This window comes from Enorma shizhengliae (genome assembly GCF_009676995.1).
GTDB classification, from domain to species: domain Bacteria; phylum Actinomycetota; class Coriobacteriia; order Coriobacteriales; family Coriobacteriaceae; genus Enorma; species Enorma massiliensis.
The window spans coordinates 252378-267725 of record NZ_VTFZ01000001.1; the positions used below are offsets into that span (position 1 = coordinate 252378).

Annotated in this window: 9 protein-coding genes; 7 read left to right on the plus strand and 2 right to left on the minus strand. The window is 60.3% G+C overall.

Translation table 11 applies throughout. The features are described from left to right. Positions 1 to 242: 242 nt before the first annotated feature. The 3 genes from GJE22_RS00995 to metA all read left to right on the plus strand — a co-directional run bounded on the left by GJE22_RS00995 (position 243) and on the right by metA (position 5103). Complete coding sequence (locus GJE22_RS00995; protein ID WP_328592312.1) at positions 243 to 2240, plus strand: RecQ family ATP-dependent DNA helicase; 1998 nt, start codon at positions 243 to 245, stop codon at positions 2238 to 2240. Between the two features lie 367 nt (positions 2241 to 2607). Next, positions 2608 to 3726 (plus strand): Gfo/Idh/MocA family protein, encoded by a 1119-nt coding sequence (locus GJE22_RS01000; protein WP_144687349.1) that lies wholly within the window; start codon positions 2608 to 2610, stop codon positions 3724 to 3726. Between the two features lie 429 nt (positions 3727 to 4155). Then, positions 4156 to 5103, plus strand: a complete 948-nt coding sequence (metA, locus tag GJE22_RS01005; protein ID WP_144687347.1) for a homoserine O-acetyltransferase MetA — start codon at positions 4156 to 4158, stop codon at positions 5101 to 5103. Between the two features lie 322 nt (positions 5104 to 5425). Here the strand turns inward: metA and GJE22_RS01010 are convergent, their stop codons facing one another. Continuing rightward, positions 5426 to 8593 (minus strand): insulinase family protein, encoded by a 3168-nt coding sequence (locus GJE22_RS01010; RefSeq protein WP_144687344.1) that lies wholly within the window; start codon positions 8591 to 8593, stop codon positions 5426 to 5428. Positions 8594 to 8942: 349 nt separating this feature from the next. Between GJE22_RS01010 and GJE22_RS01015 the strand changes: the two genes are divergently transcribed. Then, complete coding sequence (locus GJE22_RS01015) at positions 8943 to 9938, plus strand: DMT family transporter (RefSeq protein WP_144687342.1); 996 nt, start codon at positions 8943 to 8945, stop codon at positions 9936 to 9938. Between the two features lie 355 nt (positions 9939 to 10293). Here the strand turns inward: GJE22_RS01015 and GJE22_RS01020 are convergent, their stop codons facing one another. After that, entirely contained in the window at positions 10294 to 11154 is an 861-nt protein-coding gene (locus tag GJE22_RS01020; protein WP_019127545.1) for a MurR/RpiR family transcriptional regulator, read from the minus strand. 193 nt (positions 11155 to 11347) lie between these two features. Between GJE22_RS01020 and GJE22_RS01025 the strand changes: the two genes are divergently transcribed. The 3 genes from GJE22_RS01025 to GJE22_RS01035 all read left to right on the plus strand — a co-directional run bounded on the left by GJE22_RS01025 (position 11348) and on the right by GJE22_RS01035 (position 15346). Beyond that, positions 11348 to 13261, plus strand: a complete 1914-nt coding sequence (locus tag GJE22_RS01025; protein ID WP_144687340.1) for a glucose PTS transporter subunit IIA — start codon at positions 11348 to 11350, stop codon at positions 13259 to 13261. 24 nt (positions 13262 to 13285) lie between these two features. Further along, complete coding sequence (locus GJE22_RS01030) at positions 13286 to 14425, plus strand: alpha/beta hydrolase (RefSeq protein ID WP_144687338.1); 1140 nt, start codon at positions 13286 to 13288, stop codon at positions 14423 to 14425. An 87-nt stretch (positions 14426 to 14512) separates the two neighbouring features. Then, positions 14513 to 15346: a class II fructose-bisphosphate aldolase gene (locus GJE22_RS01035; RefSeq protein ID WP_144687336.1), complete on the plus strand. Its 834-nt coding sequence runs from the start codon at positions 14513 to 14515 to the stop codon at positions 15344 to 15346. The last annotated feature ends 2 nt before the right edge of the window (positions 15347 to 15348 follow it).

Below are 15348 nucleotides of genomic sequence, written 5' to 3' on the forward strand. Positions count from 1 at the left end.
TTCTGGTTTTGAGGGACTGTCCGGCGGATTCGGGCCGTCGGCACCCGCCCGCCATCTTCCCCGCGGGTGTCGTTTTCGAATCCGCCCGGGGGCAGGCGCATCCGGCGGCGTCGCAGGCGGCGCCGCTTCTGGTTTCGCGGCCCGCGCTGACCCCTCATATCGATCGCAATCAATCTCGTTCCAATAAGGTGACGGTTATTATGTAGGGAGTCAGTACCGGTTCGTGCTCTAGGGGGCGAGCGTTGGCATATTCGCATCAGGGCGATGGGGTGGGGCCCTTGGCTTCGTATGCGCCGGCAGCGGCGCTCGATACGCTCAAGCGCTACTTTGGCTACAGCTCGTTTAGGCCGGGGCAGGAGCGCATGGTTTCCGCCATCCTTTCTGGCTGCGACGCGCTCGGCGTCATGCCCACGGGCGCCGGAAAATCTATCTGCTATCAGGTTCCCGCTCTCATGCTGCCCGGGCTTACCCTGGTCGTGAGCCCGCTCGTCTCGCTCATGGCCGACCAGGTGCGCGCGCTTAAGGCGGCAGGCGCACGCCCCTCATATCTCAATTCAACGCTTACGCCGGCGCAGCAGAACACCGTGCTCAAACGAGCCTCCGAGGGCTGGTACCAGATTATGTACGTGGCTCCCGAGCGCTTGGCCGATCCTCGCTTCCTCGCGTTCGCACGGGCGGCGGCGGGACCGGGTGGAATTGGCATACCGCTTGTTGCCGTTGACGAGGCGCATTGCGTATCCCAATGGGGGCAAGACTTCCGCCCGTCGTACCTCGAGATAGCCTCGTTCGTTGCCGCGCTTCCCCAGCGTCCGGTGCTTGCCGCCTTTACCGCGACGGCAACGGAGCGCGTGCGGGCGGATATTTCCACGATGCTCGGCCTTCGTGCGCCGCAGACGGTCACGACGGGTTTCGACCGCCCCAACCTTTATTTCGAAGTGCAGGAGCTGGGTGATAAGGCGAAGGTTGCTTGGGTGCGCGATTACGTGCATTCGCATGCGCAGGAGAGCGGCATCGTGTACTGCGCAACGCGCAAGAAGGTGGACGAGCTTGCGCAAGACCTGATGCATGAGCTTGCGCCCCTGGGTGTTCGCGTGGGGCATTACCACGCGGGCCTTTCCACCGAGGAGCGCCGGGTAAACCAAGAGGGATTCATCACGGATGCGATTCCGGTAATCGTGGCAACGAACGCCTTCGGCATGGGCATCGACAAGCCGAACGTTCGCTACGTCATTCATCTGAATGCGCCGGAAAGTATCGAGGCATATTACCAAGAGGCTGGCCGCGCGGGGCGCGATGGCGACCCGGCGGGATGCGTGCTCCTGTGGAATGGCGCCGATTTCAGCCTGCGGCGGCGGCTCATCGACCGCGACCCCGGCGATGTCGAGCTCGATGAAGGGCAACGCGAGCAGGCCAAACGCAACCGTTTCAGGCTGCTTTCCCAAATGGAGGGCTATTGCCGTACTACGGATTGCCTACGGGCGTACATTCTTCGCTATTTCGGCGAAGATGGGCGTGATAGGGAAGGGGCTAGCCCGGCTCCGGCGGTTGCGCGCGGTTGCGGCAATTGCTCGAACTGCCTGACGCCGTTCGAGGCAGATGATGTCACAGAGGCCGCGCGCGCGATCATGCGCTTCGTTTCTCAGCATCCGGGTCGCTTTGGAAAAGCGCTTATTGCCGACGTGTTGCACGGGGCGAATACCGAGCGCATTCGTTCGCTTCGCCTTGATAGCGATTCGGAATATGGAAAGCTCGCCGAACTGCCGATCGCACGCGTCAGGGACACGGTGGAGCAGCTTATTGGCAGCGGATACCTGACCGTTTCGATGGGACAGTATCCGGTAATCGGCATGGGTGACTTAGGGTTAGCGGCGCTGAACAGCCCGGAGGAGTTCGCCTTCAGCATCAAGCGCCGCAAGCGTGGGCGTGCTGGTTCCGAGCGGGCGCGCCGCGCGGTGGATTTGCTGCGCGACGAGGCGGCTCTCGACAGCAAGCCGCGGATCGGCGACGATGCCGAACTTTTCGAGCGGCTTCGTGCGCTTCGTCGTGAGCTTGCAGAATGGCGTGACGTGCCACCATATATCGTTTGCAGCGATAAAACGTTGCGCGGGCTGTGTCGCCAGCGTCCAGCGACGCGCGAGGAGTTGCTGGAGGTTTCGGGCATCGGCGAGCGCAAGGCGGATGAGTTTGGTGAGGCGTTCCTCAAAGCTATTTCGGAGTTCGAGGACGAGCACCGCGGCTAAAAGATGCGCTTTTTAATTTAATAACTCCCCAGGTTCGAGAAAAGTATCCAAATTTGCGCTAAGTCGGTCTTTGATCCTGCGAAAACATGGGTGGCGATTCCTCACATGCCTGGTAGACGGGCCATGACACATGCTTCTACCAGCGCGGTGGACAATTCGCACGGAAGAAATGCAGGAAAAAGACCGACTTAGCGCAAATTTGGATACATGGGGCAGGGGGCCGCACGGTGGGTGCGTTACAAGAGCTCGCTTTGCGGCAAACGCCGGCTTCATGCGGGTTTCAGCTGATACAATGGGGCCGTTTTTCACGGTAGCCGCATCTGCCCCTGCGGTCATCGCGTTCATCTCCGTGCAGAAGGAGGAGCACATGTCCGATCAAGTTGCCGCCCCGCTCGACGCCGCCGTTGCATCCGACGCTGCGTTCGCGCGTATTAGCTCGCAGCCGTTCCCCCAAGATATCTTCTCGGCGCCCCAGCTGCGCTGGGCGGTTATCGGCTGCGGTGTGATTGCAAACCAGATGGCGCAGGTCATGGCGCTCGCCGGGCGTCCGCTTGCAGGCGTTGCCAACCGCACGATCGAGAAGGCGCGGGCATTTGCCGAGCGCTATGGCGTTGAGCGCGTGTACGAATCCTACGATGAGCTCTATGCAGACCCGAGCATCGATGTGGTTTACATCACGACGCCCCATAACACGCATATCACGTACCTGCGCCAGGCGCTCGCCGCGGGCAAGCACGTGCTGTGCGAGAAGTCCATCACGCTCAACAGCGCCGAGCTCGACGAGGCGCGCGCCCTCGCGCATGAGCACGGCGTGGTGCTTATGGACGCGACCACCATTCTGCACATGCCGCTGTACCAGGAGCTGGTGCGCCGCATGAACACGGGCGAGTTCGGCCAGATGAACCTGGCGCAGGTGAATTTCGGCAGCTTCAAAGAGTACGGCGATCTTACCAATCGCTTTTACAACCCCAAGCTTGCCGGCGGCGCGATGCTCGATATCGGCGTATACGCCCTTTCCATCGCTCGGCTGTTCATGGCAAGCCAGCCGAAGGAGCTTGTCTCGCTTGCAAATCGCAGCACGACCGGCGTGGATCAAACGAGCGGCTTCGTGACGCGCAACGCCGAGGGGCAGCTGGGCGTGTTCTCGCTCTCGCTCCATTCCAAGCAGCCCAAGCGCGCGATGATCAGCTTCGATAACTGCTATATCGAGGCTACCGATTATCCGCGTGCCGACCATGCGACCATCGTGTGGACGAACGACGGGCACCGTGAGGAGGTTCGCGCTGGCGAGGAGGGCTACGCGCTGGCGTACGAGATCGCCGACCTCGAGGCCGCTGTGGCGGGTGATGCCGATAAGCTTAAGCTGCTGGACTACGCTGCCGATGTGATGGAGATCATGACGCGCCTTCGCTACGAGTGGGGCGTGTACTACCCCGAGGAGGCCGAGCTGGCGGCTGCCGCCGGCGTGGAGGTCGCGGGGGCGTAATTTCTGAGCAGGCTATAGGCGCGCATGGTTGGGACAGCTCCACGCGCGCTCTGGACAGGGCCGGGGGCGCGTTGCCGTCCTCGGCCCGTTGTTTTTTCGTTTGCGTCTTTTTGTGGCAGTTATTTCAGATATGAACGATTGTCCGGCGCACGAGGCTACAAAAGCAGCCCTTCAATGGGATGCAGGCTTTCGAATCCTGCGCTTTTGTTGCCAGCTGTCTGTCCAAGGCAGTGCAGCGCCTCCCTCTTTGCCGCGTGAATCGTTCATATCTGAAATAACTGCCACGAAATCAGCTTCTGACGAAAAAAAGTTGCTCAACCGACTGCTTGACGGCCCGATGAACGCGTGAAAAGATTGAATTTCACGTTGCCGCGCGGCGCGTCTGGGCTCGCGCTGCAGTGCGAGCCCATTTGCATGTAAGGAGCACCCATGCCCATCCGCATCCCCGATGCGCTGCCCGCCACCCAGGCGCTCGAGCGCGAGAACATCTTCGTCATGACCGAGTATCGCGCGCTGCACCAGGATATCCGCCCGCTGCGCGTGCTCATCTTGAACCTCATGCCCACGAAGATCGCCACCGAGACGCAGATTATGCGAAAGCTGTCCAACACCCCGTTGCAGATTGAGGTTGAGCTGCTGCGCACGGTGAGCCACGAGGCGACGCATGTTTCCGAAGACCATCTGGAGACGTTCTATCGCACGTTCGAAGAGGTCGAGCATGAGCACTTCGATGGCCTGATTATCACGGGCGCGCCCGTTGAGCAGCTCGATTTCGAGGACGTGGACTACTGGCCCGAGCTTCAGCGCATCATGGACTGGTCGGTGGAGAACGTGCATTCGACGCTGCACATTTGCTGGGGCGCCCAGGCGGGGCTCTACCATCATTACGGCATCAACAAGCACGAGCTGCCGGCCAAGCTTTCGGGCGTGTACGAGCATTACCTCGTCAAGCGCTCGTCGCCTCTGGTGCGTGGTTTCGACGACCGCTTCTATGCGGTGCATTCGCGCTATACCGAGGTGCGCGCATCGGATGTGGAGGCGTGCGGCGAGCTTGAGGTGGTCGCGGCGTCCGAGGTGGCGGGGCTCTATATCGTGAAGAGCGTCGACAGCCGCCAGTTCTTCGTGTTTGGTCATCCGGAGTACGATACCGATACCTTGCGGCTCGAATACGAGCGCGATGTGAAGCGCGGCATTGACCCGCAGGTGCCGGCGAACTATTTCCCCGGCGACGACCCCGCGCGCGAGCCGCTCAACACCTGGTGCAGTCAGGCGCAGCTGCTCTACACCAACTGGCTTAACTATTACGTGTACCAGACCACGCCGTACGACATCCGCTTGGCCGGTCGCATCGCCCGCGCCAAGGCAGGACTGGTATAAGGGCGGGGGAGCTCTCCTTCATTTTAAAAGGGGCGAGAAACGGATAAAAAGAGGGGGCATTAAAAACCCGTTCCTTCCGTTTCCTGCCCATGTTCCACAACAGGACCGGGGGCGAGCCGCTCGAGAGGGCGCGCCCCGCCTCGTCGATGCGAAAGCGTCGCATAACTCGACGGTGAAGCTTGAATTTGCCCTTCACCTGCGAGTTACGCGACGCTTTTCTGAGGCAGATGGTCAGTTTCTTTGCCTGGGCGATGGGGGGGGGTAAAGTACCCGGCGCCTTATCCGGGCGCTGGGGAGACGGAGCGCCCGTCGCCTGCCTCCGTTACCCGAGCAGGTCCACCACGTTCCACCCAGCGTTGCTCGCCTCGATGATCTCGCGTCCGCCGAAGACGCAACGCGGGGCCTTTTCGGCAACCTGCGCAACGTCCGAGCCCAGCTCGCGCAGGCGCTCGGGCGTGGTGGCGAGCATCTCGGATCGTAGTTGCTCGCGGTATCCCGGGGTGCGCTTCGAGAAATACGCCCCGTTGATGCGCTTGGTAAGCGCATACGGCTTCACGGGCGCGTCGTTGCTCGAGACGGTCGAGACGATGTACCCCTCGAAGGTGTCGCGGTCTGTATCGAGCTCGCCGAGCCATGCGCCGGCGCCCGCGATGCGGTCAATCGAGGGGTCGATCGCCGGATCGCGATACGTATAGAATGCGAGCTGGCGGTCTGCAGCGGCGCGGAATCCGCAGCCGTACGCACCGCCCTTTACACGGATTTCGTTCCAGAGATAGCCGTAAGAGAGAGCGTTCGCTGCAACGCCCCAGCTGCCGTCCGTCGCAATGCCGAGCGCGCGCGGGTCGGTGGACTGTCCCAGGTAGCATACGTCGCTGGGAATCACGAACGCCTCGTGCTTGTCTTCGGGCATGGGCACATAGAGCTCCTTGGCAGGAGCGGTGCGCGGGGCAAGCCCCAGCGTCCCGGCCGCCGCCCAGTAACGGGCATAGTCCTCATCGGAGCCAGTGAAGCTCGCAACGGTGCCGGTCGAGGTGAAGATGCGCTGCTGCAGCTCGCGCAGCTTGTCGCAGAGCTCGCCCGTGCGCTCATCGAAGTGGTCGAGGAGATCGCGCAGGAAACGGTAGAAGTCCACGCCGCCAAGCTGCTCGGAGATGACCGCTGCGGGCGACACGTACGAGAGCGCGCGCCCGAGCGCCGCTTGGTGCCCCGCGGTGATGAACGTCTGCTCCATACCTATCTTGAGCTGCGTGAGAACGTCGCGCATGCGATCGGTGTCCTCGAAGATGGTCTCTGCCCAAACCTCGCGGGGAATGCTCGCGAGCGCATCGATCTTCTCGGAGAGCGCTCCCGCCGAGACGAGCAGTACCGGGCGGGCGAGCTTCCAATTGGGTTGCTGGAAAACCTCCGTGGTAAAGGTAAGAAAGCCAAGGTTAGAGCCTATGAAGCTGTCGAGTTCGGCGGCAGTGTGCTGCGCCGTGGGAAGCTGCTGCATGAGGCGGCAAAGCACCTTCACGTAGGGGAGCTCGGCATAGCTCACGTGGGTAAGGTCGAAGTAGGTGAGCGCGTAGGCTAGCCGGCGTGTGGGGATGCTGTGGCGGAGGCAGAGGATGGGCGCGGCGTCATCGAGCGTGCAGGCGGGATCCGGGCGAGCGTCGCAGATGTCCTCCACGTGGAGGCGCGGGAGCTTCGCGCGATCCTCGGGCGCGTCCTCGGCTTCCTGCTGGCGGCGAAGTTCTGCCACGTCGTCGAGGATTGCTTGGAGCTCGGAGGTGCTCATGCTCGCTTTGATGTTGGCGAGCTTTGCCGCTTCGGTGTCGGCGGCGTCGGAACCGCCACCCGCTGCCTCGGCGCTACCGGCGAAGTCGGCCGAGCCTGTTGCCGCGCCCTCGCTCGAGCTGGGTGCGTTCCCCGCGTTGTCATCCGCACCGGGCGCGTCCGCTGCGTCCTCGCCTGAGCCGGCGCCAACCGGCACGAGTTCAACCAAGGCACAGTGATTGCTTTCCAGCACGAGTTCCCTCAGCAGGTCCTCAAAGAACGGGCCATCGAGGGCTTCGCGAAGCGCCGCGTAGGTGTCGGCGTATTTGAGGGCGTCGGTTGCGGCATCGTCATCATAGAGCCAGGTGGAGAGCGCTTCGCAGGCGAGCACGACGCCGTCCGACATGCCGTAATCGCGCTGCCGAAGCGCGTACTCGTTGCTGCTGATCACCGCTTCGAGCCGGTCGCGCGGTACGCCATGCTCCACAAGGTCACGGCAGGTATCCTCAATTACGTTCCGGAATTCCTGTGCCGCCTGCGGTCGCGCGTTTTGCAAGATGATGAGCTCATAGGGCTGCTGGCAAGCGGACGAGGTGTAGCTCGTCACATTTCCGCCCAAGCCCGCGGCGATAATCGCTTTCTTGACCGGGGCCTCGTTGGAGCCGAGGATCGCATCGAAGAGCACGTCGGCTGCAACGGTGCGGAAGGTATCGAGCGCCTGGCCAATGACATAGCCCATGCCCACGAGGGCGTTCTCTGGAGTGGTCTGCATCTCGATGCGCTTGTAGTCGCACACGGTCGGCTCCTGCATGGCGAGCGGGTTGGGCGCGAGCGCGGCGGGGCGGGCTCCTGCGGCGCGTTCGGCAGCGATGCGGCGGCCGGCGGCGTTTTCCTGCGAGAGGTAGCGCTCGTCAAGAAACGCGAGCTCGCGCCGCACGTCGGCGAAGTCTCCATACAGGGTGAGATAGCTATTGGCCAAGTTGTAGTGTCGGGCATGCGTGTCGAGGAACTCCTCATAGGTGAGCTCGGGTATCACCCGCGGGTCGCCGCCGGATTCGAACGCATACGCCGTGTCGGGGAAGAGGGCCGCGCCCACGGCGTCGTCCAACACGCTCATGGGGTCGGAGAGCGCACCCTTCATCTCGTTGAACACCACGCCGTTGTAACGGAGCATGCCCTCGGCGAGCGGTTTGCCTTCCGGCACGTCGAGCTCGTAGTGCCACCCCTCTTGCTCGAAGACGGCGCGCTTCGTGTAGATGGCCGGGTTGAGCACCGCGTCCATATAGACGTCCATGAGGTTGAGCAGGTCCTGCTCGTTGGTGGAGGCAACGGGGTAGACGGTCTTGTCCGGGTAGGTCATGGCGTTCAGGAACGTCTGCATGGAGCCCTTGATGAGCTCAACGAAGGGCTCCTTGAGCGGGAACTTTTCCGAACCGTCGAGGACGGAGTGCTCAAGGATGTGGAACACGCCCGTGCTGTTGGCGGGCGGCGTTTTGAAGCCGATGGAGAAGGCTTTGTTCTCGTCGTCGCAGGCGAGGTAGAGCAGGCGCGCGCCGGATGCATGGTGGAAGAGCACGTAGGCGTCGGCATCGAGCTCGTCTATGGTTTCAACATGCGTGACGGTGAAGCCGCAGGTTGTTGTTCCAGGCGCGAGCAGCGCAGCAGCGGCAGCGCGGGGGTTGGCGGTTTCCGCGGCCTGCGGATTGTTTTCAGAAGGGGTGGTTTCGGGTTCCATGGTTCTCCTTACGGTGTATAGCCTGGTAACGCTTATACCCCGATTGCGCGTGGAGCGACCCGCTTGTGCGCGGATTGGCTCCTGTCGCGCCCGCAGTGCGAGATGAGTGACCGCCCGCCTGCGACCTTAATGCTGGCGTCCCTCGGTCGCCCAATCGTGGTGAGAATGTGATGCCGCCGGGGCTTGGGCAGCGGTGCTGCCGCGGCACGCCGGCGTTTTCCAAGGGCATGCTCCGGTGGGCTAAAGCATGTGATCGAACCTGCTCAACTTTGCATAAACATGCCTTTTAACCTGCTGAATCTTACGTTAAGGTGAAGGATGGAAAAGGTATTGGAAAGGGGCGCAGGGCGTGGCGGCAGAAGCGACGGAGACGGTTGAAGAAAAATCGGTGAACAGGTTCGGCGTGGACGCAGCGTCGCGCGCATGGCGCCGCATCCGGCGCAGCCGATCAAATGCCGAGCGCGACCGCCGCGCAGTTACCGGCGTGCTTGCGACGCTTTTCGGAGGTATCTTCTGGGGCTTTTCCGGCACATGCGCAAGCTTTCTGTTCGAGAACTATACCGTTGATACGATCTGGCTCATGTGCGCCCGCCAGATTGTGTCGGGCCTGATCTTCTTGATTGTTATCCTTTCGCGCCGTACGGATCGAGGTAATCTGGTGCGCCTACTCACCACGAAGCGCGATGTGGCAGTGCTCGTGGTGTTCGCGGCGCTCGGCGTGCTCCTCAACCAGTACGGCTATCTCATGGCGGTTCGCCTGACCAACGCGGGCACCGCGACGGTGCTGCAATGCCTCCAGCTTGTGATGATTATGGTGTATTCGTGCTTGAGGTCGCGCCGCGCGCCGCGCCGGAGGGAGTTTGCGGGAGTTGTTCTGGCGCTGGCGGGCACCTATCTTCTCGCGACCGGAGGCAACCCCTCCAACCTGGCGATTCCCCTCGAGGGCCTGACGATCGGTCTCGTTTCGGCGGTGGGCGCTGCATGCATGTCGATCATTCCGGCGCGCATCCTTCCTAAATACGGAGCCTCGGTGGTCACGGGGTCGGGCATGCTGCTTTCGGGAATCGTGACAACGTGCCTCTTTCATCCGTGGGCGAGCATGCCGCAGCTTGACGGCATGGGCTGGGGCGCGTTTTTCGTGCTTGCCGCCGTGGGTTCGTGTCTTGCGTATTCGCTGTATATGCAGGGCGTGAAGGATATCGGTTCCATGCGTGCGAGTCTGATTGGCACGGTGGAGCCTGTTTCAGCTGCGGTGACAAGCGCTGTTGTGCTGGGAACGGTGTTCACCATGCCGGACATTGCCGGCTTTGCCTGCATCATCGTGATGGTGTTCCTCACGGCGTGAGCCATCGCGGCCGGGGCTCCGTGGGCGCGGCGTGAGCTATCGTGCGCCATGGTTCCGTGAGCGCGGCGTTCCTGCGTGAGGCTGCATGCGTGGCGACTTGCGCACGACGGTGTGCGTCGTGCCCGCATGGCATGCCGGCACGCGGCTGCATGTTCCAGCTCGGTTTTTGAAGGCTCGGCATGAAAGAATGTGTTTTATGCGCCCCTGCCGGGCTCCGCGCAAGCTCTTGCATGCCGATTTACGCAATAAGAGCCAATTTTCGCCTTCTTATTGCGTAATTCGGCGTGCAAGTTTACTCAGAGCTGTTCGACATGCGACACCGCGGCGGTGCTGCGGAGGGGCTGGCGGCGTTCACCTAAGCATCGAGCTTCTTATCTGATGCCATCATTGATTCGTGGAGGCTGATGTGATGCTTCGGGTCCGGCAGCATGGAGTACAGGAAGTAATACAGCACCTCAACAACAAAGGTAAGAGGGATGCGCGAGAGCTGGAATTCGCGCGTGGTGAGGAGCCGCTCGCGATTCACTGCTGTGAGCACATGATCCGACATGTGAACGAGAGGGGATTCGGTTTCGCTCGTGAGCAGCACGATGGGAACTCCGTTCGAGCGGGCTACCTGAGCAATTTGCATGAGCCTTCTCGATTTTCCTGAGTTGGAGATGAGTACAAGCAGGTCTTGCTTGGTGAGGGTGAGCGAGAAGGCGGAGGCTTTCTCGTTTATTTCGCTCGTTATGCTTCGAAGTCCAAGTTGGTTGAACTTGAAGGCAGCGTCCATCGCGACGGGAATGGTGTTGCCTACTGCCACGATCTGGATGATTGATGCTTCACTGAGCAGCCTAAGCGTGGCGCGCAGCTCGCTATGGTCGAGACGCTGAGCGGTCATCTCGAGCTCAGAAGACTTCGTGCTGAGTATCGTTTGAAGAGAGCCGCCAACGTTATCAAGGGATATTTCGCTCGGCGCAATGCCGGGACGCTCTTTGGCGATGTCGCGATTGAGCGAGAGCTGAAAAGAGCGATAGCCATTAAAGCCGAGGCGCTTGCTTAGGCGTGAGACTGTTGCCTCCGATGCTCCGCTTGCCTGTGCGAGCGCCGCCGAAGTCATGTTCGAGGCCTGTCTCGGGTGATCGAGGATGTACTGCACGATGCGCTTCTCTGCGTCGAACAACTCGATATCCGAGCAAAGCATGTCTAGCGCGCTGGTAGCCGGCTCCTCCATGGGCCTCCCATCCTCTCGTTCGACCGTTTAGCAACGGCTTTGATTGTAGTACAAGCCGTTGACCAGCGGCTCCTAGCGCGTTTACCGCTAAGAAAATACCTTTCACGGATTTCAAATACATAAAAGATACACGTCATTTACAATCGGGCCATGTTCGTATTAGGAGAGCCGATGGCAGGGAAAAGGAGGAAACATGGCATCTGATTACAAAGCCATGGCCACGAGCATTATCCAGGGCCTTGGTGGAACAGGAAACCTGACCAACGTCACGCATTGCGCCACCCGCCTACGTGTTGTGGTAAAAGACCCGGCAAAAATCGACCAAGCGGCTGTTAAGAAAGTTGATGGCGTGCTTGGGCTCGAGGTGGCTGGCAACCAGGTTCAGGTAATTGTTGGACAGGTAATTGAAGACCTGTATCTGGCGGTTGAGAAGCAGGTTGGAAGCCTTGCGGGAAAGGCAGGGGGAGGGGTAGCCTCACCAGACAAACCTAAGAAGCCTCTCGATTACGTTGCGGGCTTCATGTCCATGCTCGCGAGCATCATGAGCCCGGTTATCCCCGGTCTCGTTGCCGCGGGTTTCCTTGCCACGATTCTGACCATCATGTCGGTGTTCTTCGGAATCGATTCGAGCAACTCCACGTACGCCATCCTATACAACTTCTCGCAGGCTGTGTTCTACTTCATGCCGGTTTTTGTGGCGTACACTTCGGCCCAGCGCTTTAATACCGAGCCTGTGCTCGCGATGCTACTCGCTTGCGCGCTTCTGTACCCCGACTGGGTGACTATGGTGAACACCCTGACGGCGGAGGGCCAGGAGTTCGTCAGCTACTTCGGTCTGCCGGTTACGCTTACTACCTACAATGGCGCCGTGGTGCAGATCATCCTTTCTGTCTGGGTGATGTCTAAGATCGACATGTTCCTCAAGCGCGCGATCCCCGAGGTAGTTCGCCACTTCCTCAAGCCGTTCCTGCTGCTTTTGGTTATGAGCGTGATTACTCTGACCGTGACTGGTCCGCTCGGTGCCCTCATTACCGATTACTTCACGGCATTCATCAATTGGATCAGCGAAGTTGCGCCCTGGTTTACTGTTGCCGCTATGGTCATCTTCTTCACGACCGTTGGCGTCGTGCTTCCTGGTTTCCACATGGCGCTCGTTCCCATCGCTACGGCGAATATCGCTACGATCGGCTATGACAACCTGCTGAACATCGCGTTCTTCTGCTGCACCATCACGCCTGGCTTCATTGCGCTCGCGGTTGCGCTCAAGACCAAGAGCAACAACCTGCGTCAGATCGCATTCCCGGCGGCGCTTTCGGCGCTGTTCGGCGGCATTTCCGAGCCCACGACTTACGGCATTTCCTACAAGATGGTTCGTCCGTATTACGTGCATACCATCGTTGCCATCGCAACGGCGCTGCTTGCGGGCATCATGCAGCTCAAGTGCTATGCGTTCGGTGGATATTCTCTCACGAACATCCTGCTTTACATGGGGCCCGATCGCGATATGGCCAACTTTACCAACGCGCTTATTCTTGTGGCGTTCATGGCGGTCGCTTCCTTCGTGCTCACATGGGTTATCGGATTCGATGACTCCATCTACGACGAGGAGGATGAGGACGGCAACCCCCTGCCTGAGTCTGAGGGGGAACCGGCAAAGAAGGCTCCAACGGCAAACGAGTCCTTTGTGCTTCCCGCGCAGGGCGAGTACATCGCTCAGGCGGATATCGCGGACAACGTGTTCGCGCAGGGCATTCTTGGTCCTTGCTTTGGAGTGAAGCCGACAGACGGTGATGTCGTTTCTCCGGTTGCTGGTTCGGTTTATGCGGTCGCTGGCACCAAGCATGCGGTGACTATCGTGACCGATGGCGGCGCCGAGGTGCTGGTTCACATTGGCATCGACTCGGTCAAGCTCGATGGCGCTGGCCTCGAAACGTTTGTTCAGAAGGGCGACCGCGTGATTGCGGGCCAGCGCATCGCGTCTTTCGACAAAGATGTGTTCGAGAAGGCGGGCGTTGATACTACTATCGTGTGCTCGCTCATCAACGGCAAAGACTATGCGAGCGTTGCCTTCCAACAAGGTGATGCGGTCATGATCGCTACGGTGTAGGGCGCAGCAACTAAGGAGATCCATATGCAGCAAGTTGAGCATGCAGATGGCCGGCTCTACGATGTGTCGCTTGTCGGTCGGATCCGTGAGCGGGAGTATACGGGGGAGGTTTATGGAGTCGAAACGCTCTTTAAGCCGGTGCCCGATGTGGACGAGGAGCATGTTGTCGACCCGCGCCTGGAAACCGTTATGGAGAAGAAGCGCAAGATGTTCTCCGAGCGCGCTCAAACAGGGTGGCGGCTTTCCAACGAGCGCTACCGTCCCGACAAGGTGACATACGACCTCACGACGACGGACGTTGGCGTAGACGAACGGCTCATTCCCATCGACGACGATCACCTCATTGATATCTACATATATCGTGCCGAGGGAGCGCCGCAGAATTGTCCCGTGATGATTTATCTGCATGGCGGCGGTTTTACGGCGGGTGACATGCGTTTGTACGCCAACCAAATGAAGCTCGTAGCGGAGCTTTCGGGGGCAGTCGCAATTTTCCCTGAGTACCGTCTCGCGCCGGAGTGCCCGTTCCCCGGACCGATTGATGATGCGTGGGGTACCGTGTGCTGGGTGCACGAGCATGCCGCCGAGCTGGGCGTCGATCCAGAGGGCATCATGGTCGCTGGAGATTCGGCAGGCGGTTCGCTCACCGCGGCGTGCGTGCAGAGGGATCTCGAACGCATGGCATCGGGGGCGGAGCGCATTATCAAAAAGATCGTTGGCATCTATCCTGGGTGGGATCTTCGCGATTGGCGTACGCTGGACGAATATACCTGGTCGTACGATGAGTATCCGGTTCGCGAGGATCAGTTCGAGCTTGTGAAGAGTCGCATCGAGCGTATTCGCAGCGGCGTGGAGGGGAGCGAGACCTCTTCTTCTAATCTGTACCTGCAGGGTAAGACTACGTCGGATAATCCGCTCGTGAATGTTGCGGCAGCGTCTGACGAGGTGCTCGAGCAGTTCCCTGAGGTGCTCGCCATCTCGTCGGAATACGACTACCTTCGCGTGGGGACCGATCACCTGGTGAAGCGCATGCAAGATCTGGGTGTGAAGGTTCGAAACATGCACTACTGTGGCTGTGATCATGGATTCTTCGATATGCTTGGAACGTATGTCCAAGCCGAGGAGCTCTGCCAAACGCTGGCGGACGAGTTGAAGGCCTTGTAATCGCGCGGGTGTCGCCTATGGGTGACACCCGCTTTTTGCTTGGGTTTATTCGGCGGGGTTGGTGTATTGCAAGAAAGGTTGGCTACCGTGCTTGTTTCGATGGTTCAGATGCTGCGTGATGCTCGTGAGCAGGGATACTGCGTACCCGCTCTGGGGTGCGGGAACGAGCATCAGGCGCGTGCTTGTATCGCGGCGGCCGAGCAGGCTTCTTCGCCGCTTATCCTGTTGGTTATTTACGAGGTGATCCCCTCGTTCGAGACGATTGGCAGGGGCGTACTCCGCGTGGCAGAAGAGGCGAGCGTTCCGGTATCGGTTATTCTCGACCATGGAAAAACGTTCGAGCAGGTCATGCATGCCATTAGGCTTGGATTTCCCGATGTGATGCTCGATTGTTCAGCGCTGCCTTATGAGGAGAACGCGAGCCGCATGCGCGAAGTGGTGCGGGTTGCCCATGCGGTTGGCGTGGGCGTTGAGGCTGAGTTCGGCCATGTGGGCATGGGGCTCGGCACGGGCGAGACGGCGGATCATAGCGTGTATACCGATCCCGATGAAGCGGTGCGCTTCGTTTCGGAGACGGGAGTTGATGCGCTCGCGGTATCTATCGGCACGGCACATGGAGCCTACGAGGGAACTCCCGAGTTGCAATTTGGTTTGCTCACCGAGCTGAGAGAGAAGGTGCCGGTGCCGCTCGTGTTGCATGGAGGCTCGGGGTCGGGCGAGGAAAACCTACGGAACGCTTGTCGTATGGGTGTGGCGAAACTCAACATTGCCCATGACTTATATTGCGGGGCTCTCCGTGCCCTTGAGGATGCAGATTTTACGGGCAACGGAGCCTATGACCTCTATAACGTGGTTTTCCGTGGCATCGAGGCGGCTGCAGCTCACGCAATTGACACCTGCGGCTCTGCTGGCAAGGCATAGGG